At 65.0% G+C, this 16,109-nt stretch carries 13 protein-coding genes; all 13 read left to right on the plus strand.

What is annotated here, in order from left to right; all coding sequences use genetic code 11:
• Positions 1-556: 556 nt before the first annotated feature.
• The 13 genes from SFHG_RS03185 (at position 557) to SFHG_RS03245 (ending at position 16,026) form a co-directional block, all read left to right on the plus strand.
• The gene (locus tag SFHG_RS03185) at positions 557-1,006 is read left to right on the plus strand and encodes a division/cell wall cluster transcriptional repressor MraZ (RefSeq protein ID WP_042433305.1); all 450 of its coding nucleotides are present in this window, start codon (positions 557-559) and stop codon (positions 1,004-1,006) included.
• Positions 1,007-1,024: 18 nt separating this feature from the next.
• Positions 1,025-1,984 carry a 16S rRNA (cytosine(1402)-N(4))-methyltransferase RsmH gene (gene rsmH / locus SFHG_RS03190; protein WP_202898054.1) on the plus strand — a complete coding sequence of 320 codons (960 nt, stop codon included), beginning with the start codon at positions 1,025-1,027 and terminating at the stop codon, positions 1,982-1,984.
• 95 nt (positions 1,985-2,079) lie between these two features.
• On the plus strand, positions 2,080-2,544 hold the full coding sequence (locus SFHG_RS03195) for a cell division protein FtsL (protein WP_042433310.1): 465 nt from the start codon (positions 2,080-2,082) through the stop codon (positions 2,542-2,544).
• Between the two features lie 6 nt (positions 2,545-2,550).
• The gene (locus SFHG_RS03200; protein WP_081468898.1) at positions 2,551-4,590 is read left to right on the plus strand and encodes a peptidoglycan D,D-transpeptidase FtsI family protein; all 2,040 of its coding nucleotides are present in this window, start codon (positions 2,551-2,553) and stop codon (positions 4,588-4,590) included.
• Positions 4,591-4,599: 9 nt separating this feature from the next.
• Complete coding sequence (locus SFHG_RS03205; protein WP_042433313.1) at positions 4,600-6,093, plus strand: UDP-N-acetylmuramoyl-L-alanyl-D-glutamate--2,6-diaminopimelate ligase; 1,494 nt, start codon at positions 4,600-4,602, stop codon at positions 6,091-6,093.
• A 3-nt stretch (positions 6,094-6,096) separates the two neighbouring features.
• Positions 6,097-7,578, plus strand: coding sequence for a UDP-N-acetylmuramoyl-tripeptide--D-alanyl-D-alanine ligase (locus SFHG_RS03210; RefSeq protein WP_042433315.1), 1,482 nt, complete (start codon positions 6,097-6,099; stop codon positions 7,576-7,578).
• A 2-nt stretch (positions 7,579-7,580) separates the two neighbouring features.
• Positions 7,581-8,618 carry a phospho-N-acetylmuramoyl-pentapeptide-transferase gene (mraY, locus tag SFHG_RS03215; protein ID WP_042433317.1) on the plus strand — a complete coding sequence of 346 codons (1,038 nt, stop codon included), beginning with the start codon at positions 7,581-7,583 and terminating at the stop codon, positions 8,616-8,618.
• Between the two features lie 18 nt (positions 8,619-8,636).
• Complete coding sequence (gene murD, locus SFHG_RS03220; RefSeq protein ID WP_202898055.1) at positions 8,637-10,136, plus strand: UDP-N-acetylmuramoyl-L-alanine--D-glutamate ligase; 1,500 nt, start codon at positions 8,637-8,639, stop codon at positions 10,134-10,136.
• Between the two features lie 12 nt (positions 10,137-10,148).
• Positions 10,149-11,528 carry an FtsW/RodA/SpoVE family cell cycle protein gene (locus SFHG_RS03225; RefSeq protein WP_081468899.1) on the plus strand — a complete coding sequence of 460 codons (1,380 nt, stop codon included), beginning with the start codon at positions 10,149-10,151 and terminating at the stop codon, positions 11,526-11,528.
• A 4-nt stretch (positions 11,529-11,532) separates the two neighbouring features.
• Positions 11,533-12,642 (plus strand): undecaprenyldiphospho-muramoylpentapeptide beta-N-acetylglucosaminyltransferase, encoded by a 1,110-nt coding sequence (gene murG, locus SFHG_RS03230; protein WP_042433323.1) that lies wholly within the window; start codon positions 11,533-11,535, stop codon positions 12,640-12,642.
• Positions 12,643-12,773: 131 nt separating this feature from the next.
• Entirely contained in the window at positions 12,774-14,177 is a 1,404-nt protein-coding gene (gene murC / locus SFHG_RS03235) for a UDP-N-acetylmuramate--L-alanine ligase (RefSeq protein WP_042433326.1), read from the plus strand.
• A 6-nt stretch (positions 14,178-14,183) separates the two neighbouring features.
• The gene (murB, locus tag SFHG_RS03240) at positions 14,184-15,113 is read left to right on the plus strand and encodes a UDP-N-acetylmuramate dehydrogenase (protein WP_042433329.1); all 930 of its coding nucleotides are present in this window, start codon (positions 14,184-14,186) and stop codon (positions 15,111-15,113) included.
• The gene (locus tag SFHG_RS03245; protein ID WP_081468900.1) at positions 15,067-16,026 is read left to right on the plus strand and encodes a cell division protein FtsQ/DivIB; all 960 of its coding nucleotides are present in this window, start codon (positions 15,067-15,069) and stop codon (positions 16,024-16,026) included. The genes murB and SFHG_RS03245 overlap by 47 nt, the downstream gene beginning before the upstream one ends.
• Positions 16,027-16,109: the final 83 nt, after the last annotated feature.

Below are 16,109 nucleotides of genomic sequence, written 5' to 3' on the forward strand. Positions count from 1 at the left end.
GGGCACCGCGGATATTCGGCTCCGAAGATGCGGCTGAGCGGTTCTCAACGAAGCAATTGCCCGTTTTGCATATGCTACGTGATTCGACCATTCATGGGCATCGCCTCTGACGCCATCTTTTGCGCCGCAACCGTATTCAACCGGTCCCGCTGTCGGTTAAAGACGGTGACCGGTATCGTCTCTTGCAATGCGCGGGCGGGTAACGGGCAACGCCTCCCGCAACGCGGCGGCAGCCGTCGCGCCAACGCCTCCCACTCCGCCCCACTCATCCCACATCGCCCCACGCCATCGAATCCGCACAAATGCAATCCCACTTCATCCCACCCCATTTTCGCCCTGACGCAAATCTATATATTGTGGTTGGCGAGGCACCTTGCGCACCATATGGAAACCACCCCCGAAAACACCTGTTTTACGAATGAATCAGGCAGGTTACAAGGGGTCAACGCCTGTGCAAAACCGCCCAAAACGTGCCGCAAGATGTTGCGAAGTGGGATGAAGTGGGGTAGAATCCCAAACACCGAACGGAACAAACGGAAAGCAGCGGAAGGAAGGCATGGCAGAAGGCGTCGACAAGCCGATCGACATGAACGGCTCCTACCGACACAAGGTAGACGCCAAGGGCCGTATGTCCCTGCCCGCCGCGTTTCGCAAAGTCCTTTCGGAAGATCTGGTGGTAACCCTCAGCCCCGATGACGAGTGCCTGTACGCATTCGAGCCTCAGGCGTTCGAGGACTGGATCGTGTCGCTGTTCGAAAGCAAGTTCGGCGGCTACGACCCCACGTCCAAGGCCCACGTCGGCTTGCGTCGCAAGCTGAAGAGCCGCGCCAACAACGTCAGCGTCGACAACGCCGGGCGCATCGGCATCCCCGCCGAGCTGCGTCAGAAGGCCGGCATCGACAAGGACGTCGTCGCACTAGGCAACACGGGCTACTTCGAGATCTGGGACGCAAAGCGCTTCGATGAGCAGGATGACGACATCGACTTGAGCGTGTTGTTCAGCTAATCGGAAGGCGTGAGCGAATTGGCAAACCAAGAGTTTCGGCATATACCGGTCCTGCTCCCCGAGTGCCTCGAGCACTTGAACCTCAAACCGCAGCAGACGTTCGTGGACGCAACGCTCGGCGGGGCAGGGCATTCCTTCGAAGTTGCCCAGCGCATCGGATGCGGGGGCACCCTCATCGGCATCGATCAGGACGACGTGGCGCTTGCCGCGGCCGCCCGCAAACTCGGCTCGCTGCCCGATGAGCTGCGCCCGCATCTGGAACTGGTGCGCAACAACTTCGGCAACATGGACGAAGCGCTTCTGAGCGTGGATGTTCCCGGTGTTGACGCGTTCTTGTTCGACATCGGCGTATCCTCCGTTCAGATCGACACGCCATCACGGGGCTTCTCCTTCAAGGAGGACGGCCCGCTTGATATGAGGATGGATCCGGGGAAAAACACCCTAACCGCAGCAGAGGTCGTGAACACCTACAACGCAGCAGACCTCACTCGGATCATCCGCTCCTACTCCGATGAGCGGTGGGCCAGCCGCATCGCGGACTTCATCGTCCGCGCCCGCGAGAAGGCCCCGCTTGAAACGAGCGCGCAGCTGGTCGACGTCATCAAGGCGGCCATCCCGGCAAGCGCGCGCCGCGCCGGCGGACATCCTGCCAAGCGCACGTTCCAAGCCCTGCGCATCGAAGTCAACGGCGAGCTCGACGTTTTGAAAAGCGGCCTGGAAGCTGCCATCCGCTGGGCGAACCCCGGCGGGCGCATCTGCGTGATCAGCTACCACTCGCTTGAGGACCGCATCGTCAAGGATATGTTCCAAAGCTTCGCGAACCGTTGCACCTGCCCGCCCGATCTTCCGGTGTGCATGTGCGGCAAGGAGCCGATACTCAAGGTGCTTACCCGAAAGCCCATCGTCCCCACGGCCGATGAGATAGCGCGCAACCCCCGCGCCCGCAGCGCCAAGCTGCGCGTGGCGCAGAAGCTGTAGCGCAGCACGACGACAGCAACAACACGACAACCGAGCGAACCCGTTCGCGCAACGTGCCACCGTAAACGAAGCAGAAACACGAAAGGAGGTGGAGCATGAGCGCCCAGCCTGCGTATTCCCTGTATCCCGAACGCGCCGTCGAGCGCGCCCCGCGCACGCGCATCTCCGTCGTGCCCGGCCAGCGCACCCGCTCCGCCGCTCCCGCCTCCACCGTCACGCCCGGCCTCGTGCTGAAGGCGGCGATCATCGTCATGGCGGTTTTGGCCCTGGTGGGCATCGCAAGCCTCACCCTTTCGGCGGCCACCGTGACCACCTCCATGCAATCCCAGGCGCTTTCCAGCCAGATCGATGATGCCCGTGCGCAGGGCAGCTCGCTCGAGGTCACGCAAAGCCTGCTTTCCAACTCCACCCGCGTGCGCATGCAGGCCGAGAAGCTCGGCATGGCGGCGCCTGCGGAAGTGGGTACCATCAACATGCCCGAAGACGTGGTTTCCACCAACGACGATGGGTCGCTTTCCCTGTCCCGCAGCGTGGAGACCGCCACCAACGCCGGGGAGTAGCCCGTTATGCAGAATCGAAACCGCCCGCCTCGCAACGACGGCGGCGCCCGCGATGCCCAGCGTCGCGCGAACAATAGCAGATCCGGCCGTTCGTCAGGCCAACACGCAAGCCGCACCGACGCCCGCAGCGCATATCGCTCCGGGCGTCACGGCGCTTCGGGGCAAGGCCGTTCCCGCTCCGAGCGCGATGCGCGCGCGTCCCGCTCGCGAAGCGGCGCGTCCCGCCGCCAGCCCGCCCAGCCTAAAAGCGGCGCCGCGGGCTTCATCGCGTTCCTCAATGCCGAGCGCGCACTCGCGCCGCTGTTCCTGTTCGGCCTTATCGTCGCGCTGTTCTTCGGCAAGCTCGTGTGGCTGCAGGTCATAAAGGCCCCCGAGTTCACCGACCAGGCACAGGCGCAGCGCACGTCCAAGATCGTGCTCGAGCCGCGCCGCGGCACCATATACGACCGCAACGGCGTGGTGCTCGCCACCAGCGTCGACGCGACGACTATCTACGTCAACCCCGCCGAGGTGTCCGACCCCAATCTGACCGCGGGCATCCTCGCGCAGGTGCTCGGCGGCGAGGCGAAGGACTATCTGGAAAAGGTCACCGCCAGCGACACGTACTATTCCATCATCAAGCGCAAGGCGGACACGAGCGTCGGCGACGAGGTCAGGCAGCTGGCCTCCGAGCGCGTCGAGGAGGCGCAGAACAAGGAGACGGCCGACGCCAAGGCGGCGGGTCGCAAAGCCGAGACCATCGCCTCGGGCATCCACTACGTCTCCGAAAGCCGTCGTGAGTACCCGAACGCCCAAGTGGGCGGCCAGGTGGTCGGCGCATGCAGCATCGGTGTGGATTCGGACACGAACCGCGAATACTACTACGGCATCTGCGGCCTTGAGGCGGAGTACAACGACGTGCTGTCCGGCACGCCCGGCTACATGGAGCAGGAATACGGCCAGACCGGCCAGCTCATCCCCAGCGGCACGCACGAGAAGGTGGATGCCATCGACGGGCAGGACATCGTCGTGTCCATCGACATCGAGTTGCAGCGCCAGGTGGAGGACTCCCTGACGTCGGGCTGCAAAGGTCTTAACGCCACGGGCGGCTCCGCCGTGCTCATGGACGGCTCCACCGGCGAGATCTACGCCGCCGCATCCCTTCCGCTGTTCAACCCCGCCGATCGAAGCGAGGTCAAGGAAGGCGCCATGCAGCTCAAGTGCGTCACCGACCTGCTCGAGCCCGGCTCCATCTTCAAGTCGGTCTCGGCCATGGCCATCTTGGAGACGGGCACGCTCACGCCCGATTCCGAGCTGTTCTGCCCGGCCTCGATCACCGCGGACGGCTATACCATCTCCGACGCCCACGAGCGCGGCGACGCCACGTTCGCGCTGCGCCAGATCCTCGACCAGTCCTCCAACGTCGGCATCTCGCTTGCCACGGAGAAGATGGGCTTCGAGGAGCTGTACAACCACATCGTCCGCTACAACCTGCACTCGGACACCGGAGTGGATTATCCCGGCGAAGGGGAGGAGGGCACCGACGTGCTCGGCATGCTCGCGCCCTACGACCAGTGGTCGGCGGTCCAAGCGTACAACGTCTCGTTCGGCCAGGGCGTGTCGGTCACCCCGCTGCAGATGACGCGCTTCTACGGCGCCATCGTCAACAACGGCGTCGAGTGCGTGCCGCACTTCCTCATCGGCATGCCGCAAAGCGGCACCACGCCCGCCTATGGCACCACCCAGGTCATCGAGAACACCGACGCCCTCGGCGACATGCAGTCGATGCTCAAGACCGTCGTCACCGATGGCACGGGTGCAAAGGCCGCCATCGACGGGTTTAACGTGGCCGGCAAGACCTCCACGGCCGAGATCTACGACGAGGAGAACGGCGGTTACCGCAAGAACGTGTACAACTTGGCGTTCACGGGCTTTTTGGCGGATTCGTCAAGCAAGCTAGTGTGCTTTGTGGGCGCAAATGAGGTTCCTGGGGACGGTGTCGTCACGCCTATCTTTAAGGATATAATGACTTCAGCAATCGATCGATTCGGGATTACGTCTGAGTGAGGTATCCAAATGGGTAAGACCTGCACCGAACTGTTTGAAGGCATGGACTGCACCATCATCGGCAACGCGCAAGATGAGGTTGAGGGCATCGCCTATCGAAGTGATAAAGTCAAGCCCGGCGACGCGTTCTTCTGCATCGTCGGCATGAAAACCGACGGCCACACCTTCGCCCAGGACGCCATCGACCATGGCGCGAAGGTGCTTGTGGTGGAGCGCAAGGTCTACTTGGCCGACGCCACCGACGTCACGGAGGTCGTGGTGTCCGATACGCGCAAGGCCATGGCAGAGGCATCGGCGCGCTTCTACGACGATCCGTCGCGCGCGCTTTCGCTGGTGGGCGTCACGGGCACCAACGGCAAAACCACCACCACGTATCTGGTGGAGCATATCGCCCGCGTGGCGGGCAAGCGAACGGGCGTCATCGGCACCGTGGGCACCGTCATCGGCGATGTGCATGAGAAGTCTTCGCACACCACGCCGGAATCGCCCGACCTGCAGCATCTGCTCGCCCGTATGCGCGACGCGCGCTGCGACGTGGTGGCCATGGAAGTTTCCAGCCATGCGCTGGACCTTGAGCGCACGTACGCCGCGTCGTTCGCGGTCACGGCGTTCTCCAACCTGACGCAAGACCACCTCGATTACCATCACACCTTCGAGGCCTACTTCGAGGCGAAGGCGCGCCTGTTCGGCAAGGATTACCCTGCTCGCCGCGTCATCTGCATCGACGACAAGTGGGGCAAGGAGCTGCTGCGCCGCTGCTCGGAGGCCGGTGATAGCGTGGTCACCACGGGCTTCGACCGCTCGGCGCTCATCCATCCCAAGGATGTTCGGTACTATCCCACGCACACCTCCATCACGCTCAACGTGCGCGGCTCCTACTATGAGTTCGACTACCCGCTCGTGGGCAAGTTCAACGTCGAGAACATCATGTGCGCGTTCGGTATCGGCATCCAGCTGGGCATCGGCGTGTCCACCATCATCGACGCGCTTCGCGAGGCCCCGCAGATCCCGGGCCGCCTCGAGCGCGTGCATACGCCGCATGACGGCGGCGTGTCGGTGTTCGTGGACTACGCGCACACCCCCGATGCCCTGGAGAAGGCCCTCGGCTCCATCATGGCGCTCACGCCCGGCCGCACCATCTGCGTGTTCGGCTGCGGCGGCGACCGCGATGCGTCCAAGCGCCCCATCATGGGCCGCGCCGCGCTTGCCGCCGACCATGCCGTGGTCACGTCCGACAACCCCCGCACCGAAGACCCCGATGCCATCATCGCCGATATCGTGGCGGGCATGGGGCAGGGCGAGGGCCGCTTCGATGTGCAGCCCGACCGCCGCGCCGCCATCGCGCGCGCCATTCAGCTTGCAAAGCCCGGCGATTCCATCCTGGTGGCCGGCAAGGGCCATGAGGATTATCAGCTGGTGGGCAAGGAAGTGCTCTCCTTCGACGACCGCGTCGTCGCCCGCGAGGAGCTTGAACGTGCATTCGGCGAAGGAGCTTGTGAGTAACCAATGCGTTTCACCATCGACGAAGCCGCCCGTGCCACGGGCGGCTCCTTTTCCATCGACCCTGTAAGCGATCAGACGGAGATCACCAGCTTGACCTGGGATTCTCGCAGCGTCGAACCCGGGGCGCTCTACGTTGCGCTGCCCGGTGAGCGGGTGGACGGGCATGCCTTCGCCGCCTCCGCCGTGGCGGCGGGCGCGGCGTGCGTGCTCGCACAGCATGCGCTCGACCAGGCTTCGGCGGACCAGATCGCAGCCGCGGGGGCAGCCGTTATCCAGGTTCCCGACACCCAGGCGGCCGTCACGGCGCTTGCGCGCGCATGGCGAGACCGTCTCGAGGGCCGCGTCATCGGCATCACCGGGTCCACGGGTAAAACCACCACGAAGAACCTCGTGCGCGACGTGCTCGCCGCCGCCGGCAGCGTGTGCGCAACGAAGGGCAACCAGAACAACGAGCTCGGCGTCCCCAACACCGTGCTGGCCGCTCAGGCCGACACGCGAAACGTCATCGTCGAGATGGGCATGCGCGGCCTTCATCAGCTCGAGGAGCTGTGCGGGTTCGTGCGCCCGCAATGGGGCCTTGTCACCAACGTCGGCGAAAGCCACATCGAGCTTCTGGGCAGCCGCGAGAACATCGCGCGCGCCAAAGCCGAGCTGCTCGAGGCGTTGCCCGCAGGCGGCATGGCGTTCGTCAACGCCGCGAACGATATGACCCCGAAGCTGCTCGAGTTCGCCAACCTGGACTCCCGTGGCGTCACGTGCGTGCTCTACGATGGCACCGCTCAGGCCGCCGAGCGTCGTGCGGCCCTTTCCGCCGCCGACGCGGCGCGTCCTGCCGTGTGGTCCGAGGATGTGCGTCTCGATGCGTCGGGCTGCCCGCGTTTTGCGCTGTGCGCCTGCGGGTTCGACGGTATGCCCGAGCCCGTGCGCGTGGAATGCGCCCTTGAGTTGCGCGGCATGCACAACGTGTCCAACGCCTGCTCCGCCGCCGCCGTCGGATTCGCCGCCGGCATGGAGGCCGCGCAGGTTGCAGCGGCGCTTTCGGGCGCCAAGCCCGAGGCGGGACGCCAAGAGGTCATCGAGGCTCCGGGCGGCTTCACCGTCATCAACGACGCCTACAATGCGAACCCCGATTCCATGCGCGCGTCGCTTTCCACGTTCGCCGCGCTCGATGTCGCCGGAGCGCGCATCGCGGTGCTCGGCGACATGGGCGAGCTCGGCTCGTTCGCGCCGCAGCTTCACGAGGAAGTGGGCGCCTTCGCCGCCGAATGCGGCCTTGACCGCCTTGTGTGCGTCGGGCAGCTTGCCCAGGGCGTCGCGGCCGGCGCGCAAAAGGCCGGCATGCCGGCTGACCGCATCGCGATGGTCGCCGATGGCGCCGCCGCCCTTGCGGACGTTCGCGAACACGTCGCCTCCGGCAGCGCGGTGCTCGTGAAGGCCTCGCATTTCATGGCCCTTGAGAAAGTGGTAGAAGGATTGGTTGAATAGCTATGTTGGATATCTTCGAGTCATACCCCACGTTTTTGGTGTTCGTGGCCATCGTGGTCGCCATCGCGGTCACCATGGTGCTTATGCCTGCGTGGATCAAGTTCCTCAAATCTAGCCATATCGGTCAGCAGGTGCGCGCCGACGGCCCTGAAAGCCACTTGGTGAAGCAGGGCACGCCCACCATGGGCGGCGTCATCATGCTCGTCTCCGTCATCCTCACGGCGCTCGTGGTGGGCCATCCCACGCCTGAAACGTTCGCGCTGCTCATCGCCACCGTCCTCACGGGCTGCCTGGGACTTATCGACGACGCCGAGAAAGTGGTCAAGGAGCGCAGCCTGGGCCTTACTCCGAAAGCCAAGCTGGTGGGCCAGTTCGTCATCGCCACGGTGTTCGGCCTGGTGGCCGTCAACGTGATGGGCATCGCCCCCACGGTCGAGATCCCGTTCGTCTACACGTTCGACCTTGGCGTGCTCACCACGCATTTCGGCGCCGTGGAGGTGCCGTGGCTCTACATCCTGTTCGTGGACATCCTGCTCATGGGCATGTGCAACGCCGTCAACCTCACCGACGGCCTTGACGGCCTGGCTGCAGGCACGGTCATGATCGTCATGATCGTCATGGCGGCCATCGCATACCGCTCCGACATGCTCGACTCCGCCATCTTCGCCGCCGCGCTCGCCGGCGCCTGCGTGGGCTTTCTCTGGTTCAACTCGTTTCCCGCCGACATCTTCATGGGCGACACGGGCTCCCTTGCCCTCGGCATGGCGCTCGGCTGCCTTGCGGTGTTCACCAAGTCCGAGTTCATCGTGCTCGTCATCGGCGGCCTGTTCGTGGCCGAGGCCCTGTCGGTCATGATCCAGGTGTTCTACTACAAGAAAACCCATAAGCGCATCTTCCTTATGGCCCCGCTTCATCATCATTTCGAGAAGAAGGGCTGGTCCGAAACGAAGGTCGTCGTGCGCTTCTGGATCGTCTCCGGCGTGCTGGCCGCGCTCGGCTTCGCCGTGTACTTCGCAGAAACCTTGATGGCGGTGGCATAGGGTATGGAGGGGCAGAAGATGCTTGCAGGCAAAAAACACGCTCCTGAAAGCTTGGGCCGCGTCCTCGTGCTCGGCCTGGGCAAGTCCGGCCATGATGCCGTCGATTACCTCATGGCGCAGCTCGGTGGCCGCGTGGCCCAGCTGGCAGTGTTCGGCGGGCAGCCCAATGCCGCCTCCGATGCGTATGCGGGCAAGGCGCGCGACCGCGGCGCAATCGTCGAGTTCGGCGAGGGCGCGGTAGAGCGCTTGGCGCAAGCGTGCGGCGGGCATTTCGAGCTGTGCATCGCAAGCCCGGGCATCTCCGAGTTCTCTGAGCTGTACCGCTCGGCCGCTGCCGTAAGCGACGAGGTCGTCAGCGAAGTCGAGCTCGCATGGCGCGAGTCCGATGACTCCAGCACGTGGGTCGCCGTCACGGGCACCAACGGCAAGACCACTGTCACCGCTTTGACCAACCATCTGCTTCGCGCCGCGGGCATGGCAAGCGCCGCCGTCGGCAACATCGGCGACACGTGCATATCCGCCGTGGCCGCCGGCGAAACCGACGTCTACGTGGCCGAGGTGTCGTCGTATCAGCTCGCGTCCACGAAGCTGTTCGCGCCCAACGTGGCCGTGCTGCTCAACATCACGCCCGACCATCTGCATTGGCACCATACGTTGGAAAACTACGCCGCCGCCAAGATGAAGGTGCTCGACAACCTTGCTCAGGTCCCCGGCTCGGTCGCGGTCATGGACGCCTCCAACGACGTCGTCCGCGCCGAGGTCCGCCGTCTGCGCAGCATCGATGGCGGATGCGGTTTCGCCATCGTGCCCATGGGCACGGCAGAAGGCCTGCAGGGCGACATGCGCGCCCGTTGCGGTTCTGAGAACGCCGCGTTCATCAACGGCGAAGGCGCGCTCATCGTGGCCCTCAAGGGGCAGGAGCATGCCCTCATCAACGCCGATCGCCTCAAGATCAAGGGCTTGCACAACGCCGGCAACGCGCTTGCCGCCGCCGCGGCGGCGCTGGCCGCCGGCGCTTCCGACGAGGCCGTGTGCGAAGCGCTTGCCACGTTCAGCCCGCTCGAGCATCGCATCGAGCCTTGCGGCACCGTGCGCGGCGCCGAATGCTATAACGATTCGAAGGCCACCAACGTCGACGCCACGCTCAAGGCGCTGGCGGCGTTCCCGCATACCCGTCCCATCGTGCTGCTCGGCGGCGACGACAAGGGCACCGATCTGGCCGACCTGGTCGCGGCGGCCCATGCACACACGCGTGCCGTCGTGTGCTTCGGCGCGGCGGGCGCCCGCTTCTTCCAGGCGTTCCAGGAGCAAGGGGCACAGGCGCCGGCAGATTTCCAGCTGCTCACGGCGAACAACATGGAGTCTGCGTTCGATGTCGCGCTCGAACAGGCGAAGGCTGGGGAAGTGGTGTTGCTTTCGCCCGCTTGCGCATCGTTCGACGAGTTCCACTCCTTCGAGGAACGCGGCGAGGTCTTCAAGAAGCTCGTGGCCGCTCGCGCGGCCAAGCTTGGCGCGTAAGGGCGGTTTTGCATGGCTTCCGCGCGCAATAGGCGCTCCGATGCAGAATCGGTCATCTGGCCCCAGGTGCTGCTTGTGGTGGCCGTGGTGGCCCTCACGCTTATCGGCTTCGTCATGATCTACTCGGCCTCGCAGGTGACCATCCTCTCCGAGGCCGCTACGAACTACTATGCCGACACCGAGGCGGGCCAGTACCTGCGCGATACCATCTCGTATTCGGACTACATCGCTCAGCAAAACCCTTCGGCGAAGCTTATCAGCCAGTTCATCTACTCCCTGGCCGGTATCTTCATCGCCGTGGCCATCTGGTTCATGCTCCCGCGCAGCGGTTGGAAGGGCGCCGTCGTCAAAGGCTATTGGGGAGTATGCGTTGCGCTGCTCGTTATCACGTTCCTTTTCGGAACCGCCGCGCTCGGCGCCCAGCGCTGGATCGTCATCGGTCCGCTTTCGCTGCAGCCCTCGGAGTTCGCCAAGATAGCCATCGTGCTCATGGCCGCAAACCTTATGGACGATCTCAACGAAGGGGACGAGTTCAACTCCGTCATGATCAGGGCGGCGCTTTACGTGGCCGCCCCCACGTTGTTCCTGTTGTTCACGCAATCGGACCTGGGAACCACCATCATCATCTTCGTGGGCGTGTACGCGGTGCTGTGGTTCGGCGGCGCCCCCGGCAAGCTCATGCTCGCCATCGCCGGCGTCGCCGTCCTTGCGGTCATCGCCATCGTCTTGTTCGGCTCGGGCTATCGCCAGGACCGCTTCGTGGTGTACAACCCTTGGAACGACGGCGAAGGCGGCAGGGGCAACGGCTACCAGACCATCCACTCGTTCTACGCGTTCGCCGAGGGCGGCCTGTTCGGCGTGGGCCTAGGCAACTCCAGCGAGAAGTACGACTACCTCCCCGAGGCCGAGACCGACTTCGTGTTCTCCATCATCGGCGAGGAGTTCGGCATGCTCGGCGCGCTCGTGGTCATCGCGTTGTTCTGCTGCATCCTGTTCGCCGGCATGCGCATCGCGAGCGCCGCGGCAACGCCCAACGAGCGCATCGTGGCGGGCAGCGTCACCATCATGCTCGTGTTCCAGGCATTTTTGAACATGGGCTGCGTCATCGGCCTCGTGCCCACCACGGGCAAGCCCTTGCCGTTCGTGTCCGCAGGCGGCTCGTCGCTTATCGCGTCGCTCATGATGGTCGGTATCATCATGGCCATTGCGCGAAACGCCGACGCCACCACCGTCTACGATCGACGCCGTGCGAACCTGCGTGTCGTGCGCGCGGTCGACGACGATCCTAGCAGCTCCCGCAACGTACCGCGCGGCCGCGGCCGCGCCGATTCGCGCACGCGCGCCCCGCAAGGTGCGCGGCGCCGTCCAACGCATTCTTCATCCCGGAGGTGACATCATGCGCATAGTCCTTTCCGGCGGCGGTACCGCCGGCCACATCAATCCGGCCCTCGCGCTTGCCGACGTGCTGCGCGAGCGCGGGCATGAGGTGCTCTTCGCCGGCACGCCCGGCGGCATCGAGTCGCGTCTCGTCCCCGCAGCGGGCATGCCGTACAAAGCCTTCGAAGCCGCGGGCTTCAACCGCAATCATCCGCTCACGCTTCCCAAGGCAATCATCAAGATCCAGCGTTCCACGAAGCTGGCGCGCCAGTGGTTTTCCGAGGTCCACCCCGACTGCGTGGTCGGTTTCGGAGGTTATGTCTGCATCCCGGTCGCCCGCGCCGCCGAGCAGTGCGGTATCCCCGTGGTGGTTCACGAGCAGAACTCGGTCATGGGTATGGCGAACAAGTACCTGGCTCGTAGGGCCCGCGCCGTGTGCTTGACTTACGACCACGCCGCCCAAGCGCTTTCCGACAAAAGCCATGTCGTGTTCACCGGCAACCCCGTGCGCGCAAGCGTGTTCGCCGCAACGCGCGCCGAGGGCCGTGCGGCCTTCGGCATCCCCGAGGATGCGCGCATGCTTCTCGTCACCGGGGGAAGCTTGGGCGCCCGCCATCTCAACGCGGCCATCGTGCAACGCAAGGATATGCTGCTTGGCTATCCCGACCTGCATATCGTGCACGTCACGGGCCCCAAGGAGCTCGATAGCGTCACTGAGCAGCTGGCCCTGACCGACGAACAGGCAAAGCGCTGGCACCTCATGGGCTACACCGACCAGATGGGCCTTGCCATGGCCGCCGCCGACGCCATCGTCAGCCGCGCGGGGGCCACGTCGCTCGCCGAGATCTCGGCTCGTCATATCCCCGCGCTGCTCGTGCCGTTCCCGTACGCCACCGAAGACCATCAGACCATGAACGCCCGCGCATGCGTGGAAGCGGGCGCGGCCTTTCTCGTGGCCGACGCCGACGTCGAGGGCGCCCAGTTCACTGAGCACCTTAAAACCCTCGTCGAGGATGAAGCGGCCCGTCAACGCATGTCGGCTGCAGCGGCAGCGGCGAAGACGCGCGATGCGGCGGGGCTGCTCGCTGATGTAGTCCTTAAGGCGTGCGATTCCAAGTCGGCGCAATAGGGTAAGATAATAGAGTTTGAGCAAGCACGGGCGGCCTTTGCGCCGCCCGTTTCCCGGGTGCGCCCGGGTTACACATCATCGCGCCGCGGGCGGCTAAGGCTTCGGCGCATGGGCTTCAGGAGGCAGGCAACATGAGCGAAGAGCGCATCAAGCAGGTGCACTTCATCGGCGTCGGCGGCGTGGGCATGAGCGGTATCGCCCGCGTGGCCCACGACCAGGGCATGCAGGTGTCGGGCTCCGATATCAAGGAAAGCCGTTACACCAAGCAGCTGCGCGAGGCCGGCATCACCGTGTTCATCGGCCAGAAGGCGGAGAACATCCCCGAGGGCGACCCGGTCGTCGTCATTTCCACGGCCATCCTCGAGAACAACCCCGAGCTCATCGAGGCGCGCCGTCGCGGCCTTGAGATCTGGCATCGCGCCCAGATGCTCGCGCATCTCGGCGTGGGCCTCGATACGCTCGCCGTGGCCGGCACGCACGGCAAGACCACCACGTCGTCCATGCTCGCCAGCGCGCTCGATGCGCTGGGCGCCGACCCCACCTTCCTTATCGGCGGCATCGTGCGCGCCTACGGCACCAACGCCCACTCCGGCACCGGCGACCATTACGTCGTCGAGGCGGACGAGTCCGACAAGTCGTTCACGTATCTGTCTCCCAAGGCGGTGCTCGTCACCAACATCGAGGCCGACCACCTCGACCACTACAAGGACCTTGATGAGATCTACGACAAGTTCCACGACTTCATGGGCCTTGTTCCCGAAGATGGCGTCATCGTGGCATGCGGCGATGAGCCCCATGTGGTCGAAATCGCCCGCTCCGAGGGCCGTCGTATGTACACGTACGGCTTCAACGAGGGGTGCGACGTGCGCATCACCTCCTACGAGCCTCACGGCATCGGCAGCCGCTACACGGCGGTCATGCCCGACGGCACGCAGGTCGAGGGCGCCATCAAGCAGAACCCCGGCCGTCACAACGTCTTGAACGCCACGGGCGTCATCACGCTGCTGTGGGCGCTCGGCTTCGATGCGGCCAAGGTCGCCCAGGCGCTTTCGGGCTTCGCCGGCGTCCGCCGTCGCTTCGACCTGGTCGGCGAAGTTGGCGGCGTCACCGTCGTCGACGACTACGCGCATCATCCCACCGAAATCGCCGCAACCATCTCCGCCGCGGCGGGGCTTGGCTATAAGCACGTCCATGTGCTCTTCCAGCCGCATCGCTACTCCCGCGCGCCCCTGTTCACGCAGGTGCTCCACGACGAGTTCGGCGCCGCATTCGACAAGGCCGACAGCGTCACCTTCATGGATGTTTACCCGGCAGGCGAGGCCCCGGTGCCCGGCGTTTCCGGAAAGACGTTCCTCAACGTCGTGCTCGAGCACGAGGGCCATCCCCAGGCCGATTTCGTGGCACATCGCGTCGACGTCGTCCCGCATCTCATGGACAAGCTCCAGCCGGGCGACCTGGTCATCACCATGGGCGCCGGCGACGTGACGGCCATGGGCCCGCAGATCATCGATGCGCTCCTCAAGGCGCGAGGCTAGGCTGCCATGTGCGCGCGTCACGCATGCTCGCCGCTTGAGGCGCTGCTCGTCGACAGCGCCTTCGACGCCGATGTCTATCCCGACGAGCCCATGCGCCGTCATACCATGTACCGCATCGGCGGGCCTGCGCGCTTCTATGTGCAGGTTGGGTCCATCGGCGCGCTCAAGCGCTTGGTGGCCGCCTGCCAAGAGTGCGCCATCCCGTGGGTGGCGGTTGGCCGCGGCTCGAACCTGCTCGTCTCCGACGAGGGCTTCCCGGGCGTCGTCATCGCCCTGGGGCGTGATTTCCGCGCATGCCGCTTCGACGAGGAAACCTGCAGCTTCATCGTGGGCGCCGGGGTGCCGCTGTCAAGCGTTGTGCAGGAGGCGTTCCGCCGCAGCCTTTCGGGGCTTGAGTTCGCGGTGGGAACGCCGGGCACCGTCGGCGGCGCCGTGCGCATGAACGCCGGCACCCGCGAGCAGGGGATAGCGGACAGGGTGGTCTCGGTCACCACGTTATCGCCGAGCTCGGGGCTCGTGCGCCGCGAGGCGGCGGATATCCAATGGGGTTACCGCTCAAGCTCGTTCGCACCTGACGAGGTCATCGTCGAGTGCGAGCTTGCGGTCAAGCCCGCCGACCCCTATCTGTTGCGCGGGAAGATGGAGGCCGCCCACGCCCGTCGCAAGAAGACGCAACCGCTCACGCTTCCGAGTTGCGGCAGCGTGTTCAAGAATCCCGAAGGGTCGTCTGCGGGCCAGCTCATCGAGCAGGTGGGGCTCAAAGGGGAGCGCGTCGGCGGCGCGCAGATATCCGAAGTTCACGCGAACTTCATCGTGAACAGGGATAATGCTACCGCTCAGGACGTGTTGGAACTCATTAACATGGCAAGGTCGAAGGTATACGAGGCGTATGGCATCGAATTACAACCGGAAGTCCGCTTCCTCGGGTTCGCATAGGCGCGCTCAGGCGCCCCGCGGCGGGTCGCGCCCTCCGCGTGGCCCGCAGCGCCCATACAGCCCGGCGCCTGGCGCCCGGCTCACATCGGTGCGCGTAGGCGACCTTCCCCAGAGCGACCACGGCTCGCGGGCGCGACGGACCTACCAGCGTTACCTGGTGCGCCTCGGTGCCCTTGCCGCCGCGGTGGCGGCGCTCGCCATCGCGGCCGTCATCGTGTACAACTCCAGCTTGTTCACCATCGAAAGCGTTTCGGTTTCGGGCGCCGATCACCTCACCGCCTCCGACATGCAGCAGCTTGCCGGCGTGCCCGCCGGTACCACGCTTCTGCGCGTGGACGCCGCGGGCATCAAGGAGAACCTGAAAAAGGACGCATGGGTCGCCGATGCGAAGATCAAGCGCGTGTTCCCCAACACCCTGCAGATCGACATCACCGAACGCACCATCACGGCGGTTGTGGAGGTCCCCAACGAGAACGCGCAAAACTCCACGCAGTGGGCCATCGCATCGGACGGCATGTGGCTCATGCCCATCCCCGATCGCGATTCCGAGGCGGGGCGCCGCACCAACTCGAAGGTGTACGAGGATGCCGAATCGGTGCTGCACATCACCGACGTGCCCTACGGCACCAAGCCCGCCGTCGGCTCGTATTGCACCGATGCCAACGTCAACAACGCGCTCGCCATCGTGGCCGGCATGACCACCGAGCTTGCCGACCGCGTCACCTCGGTGAAGGCCACCGAAACCGCATCCACCACGCTCACCATCAAAGACGGCCCCGACATCGTCTTCGGCACGGCGGACAACATCCGCGAGAAGGAGCGCGTGTGCCTGCAGATCATGAAGGAGCATCCCGAGGGCGTCACGTACATCAACGTGCGCACGCCCGATAGGCCCACGTGGCGTTCCTTATAGCCCCAAGCGGCCCGTGCGCGCAGGCGTGCGGGCCGCTCTGATATGTGCATGTGGTTGCCGTTGGGGGGCGAAGCGTTGCAAAC

It is taken from the genome of Senegalimassilia anaerobia JC110 (assembly GCF_000236865.1).
GTDB classification, from domain to species: domain Bacteria; phylum Actinomycetota; class Coriobacteriia; order Coriobacteriales; family Eggerthellaceae; genus Senegalimassilia; species Senegalimassilia anaerobia.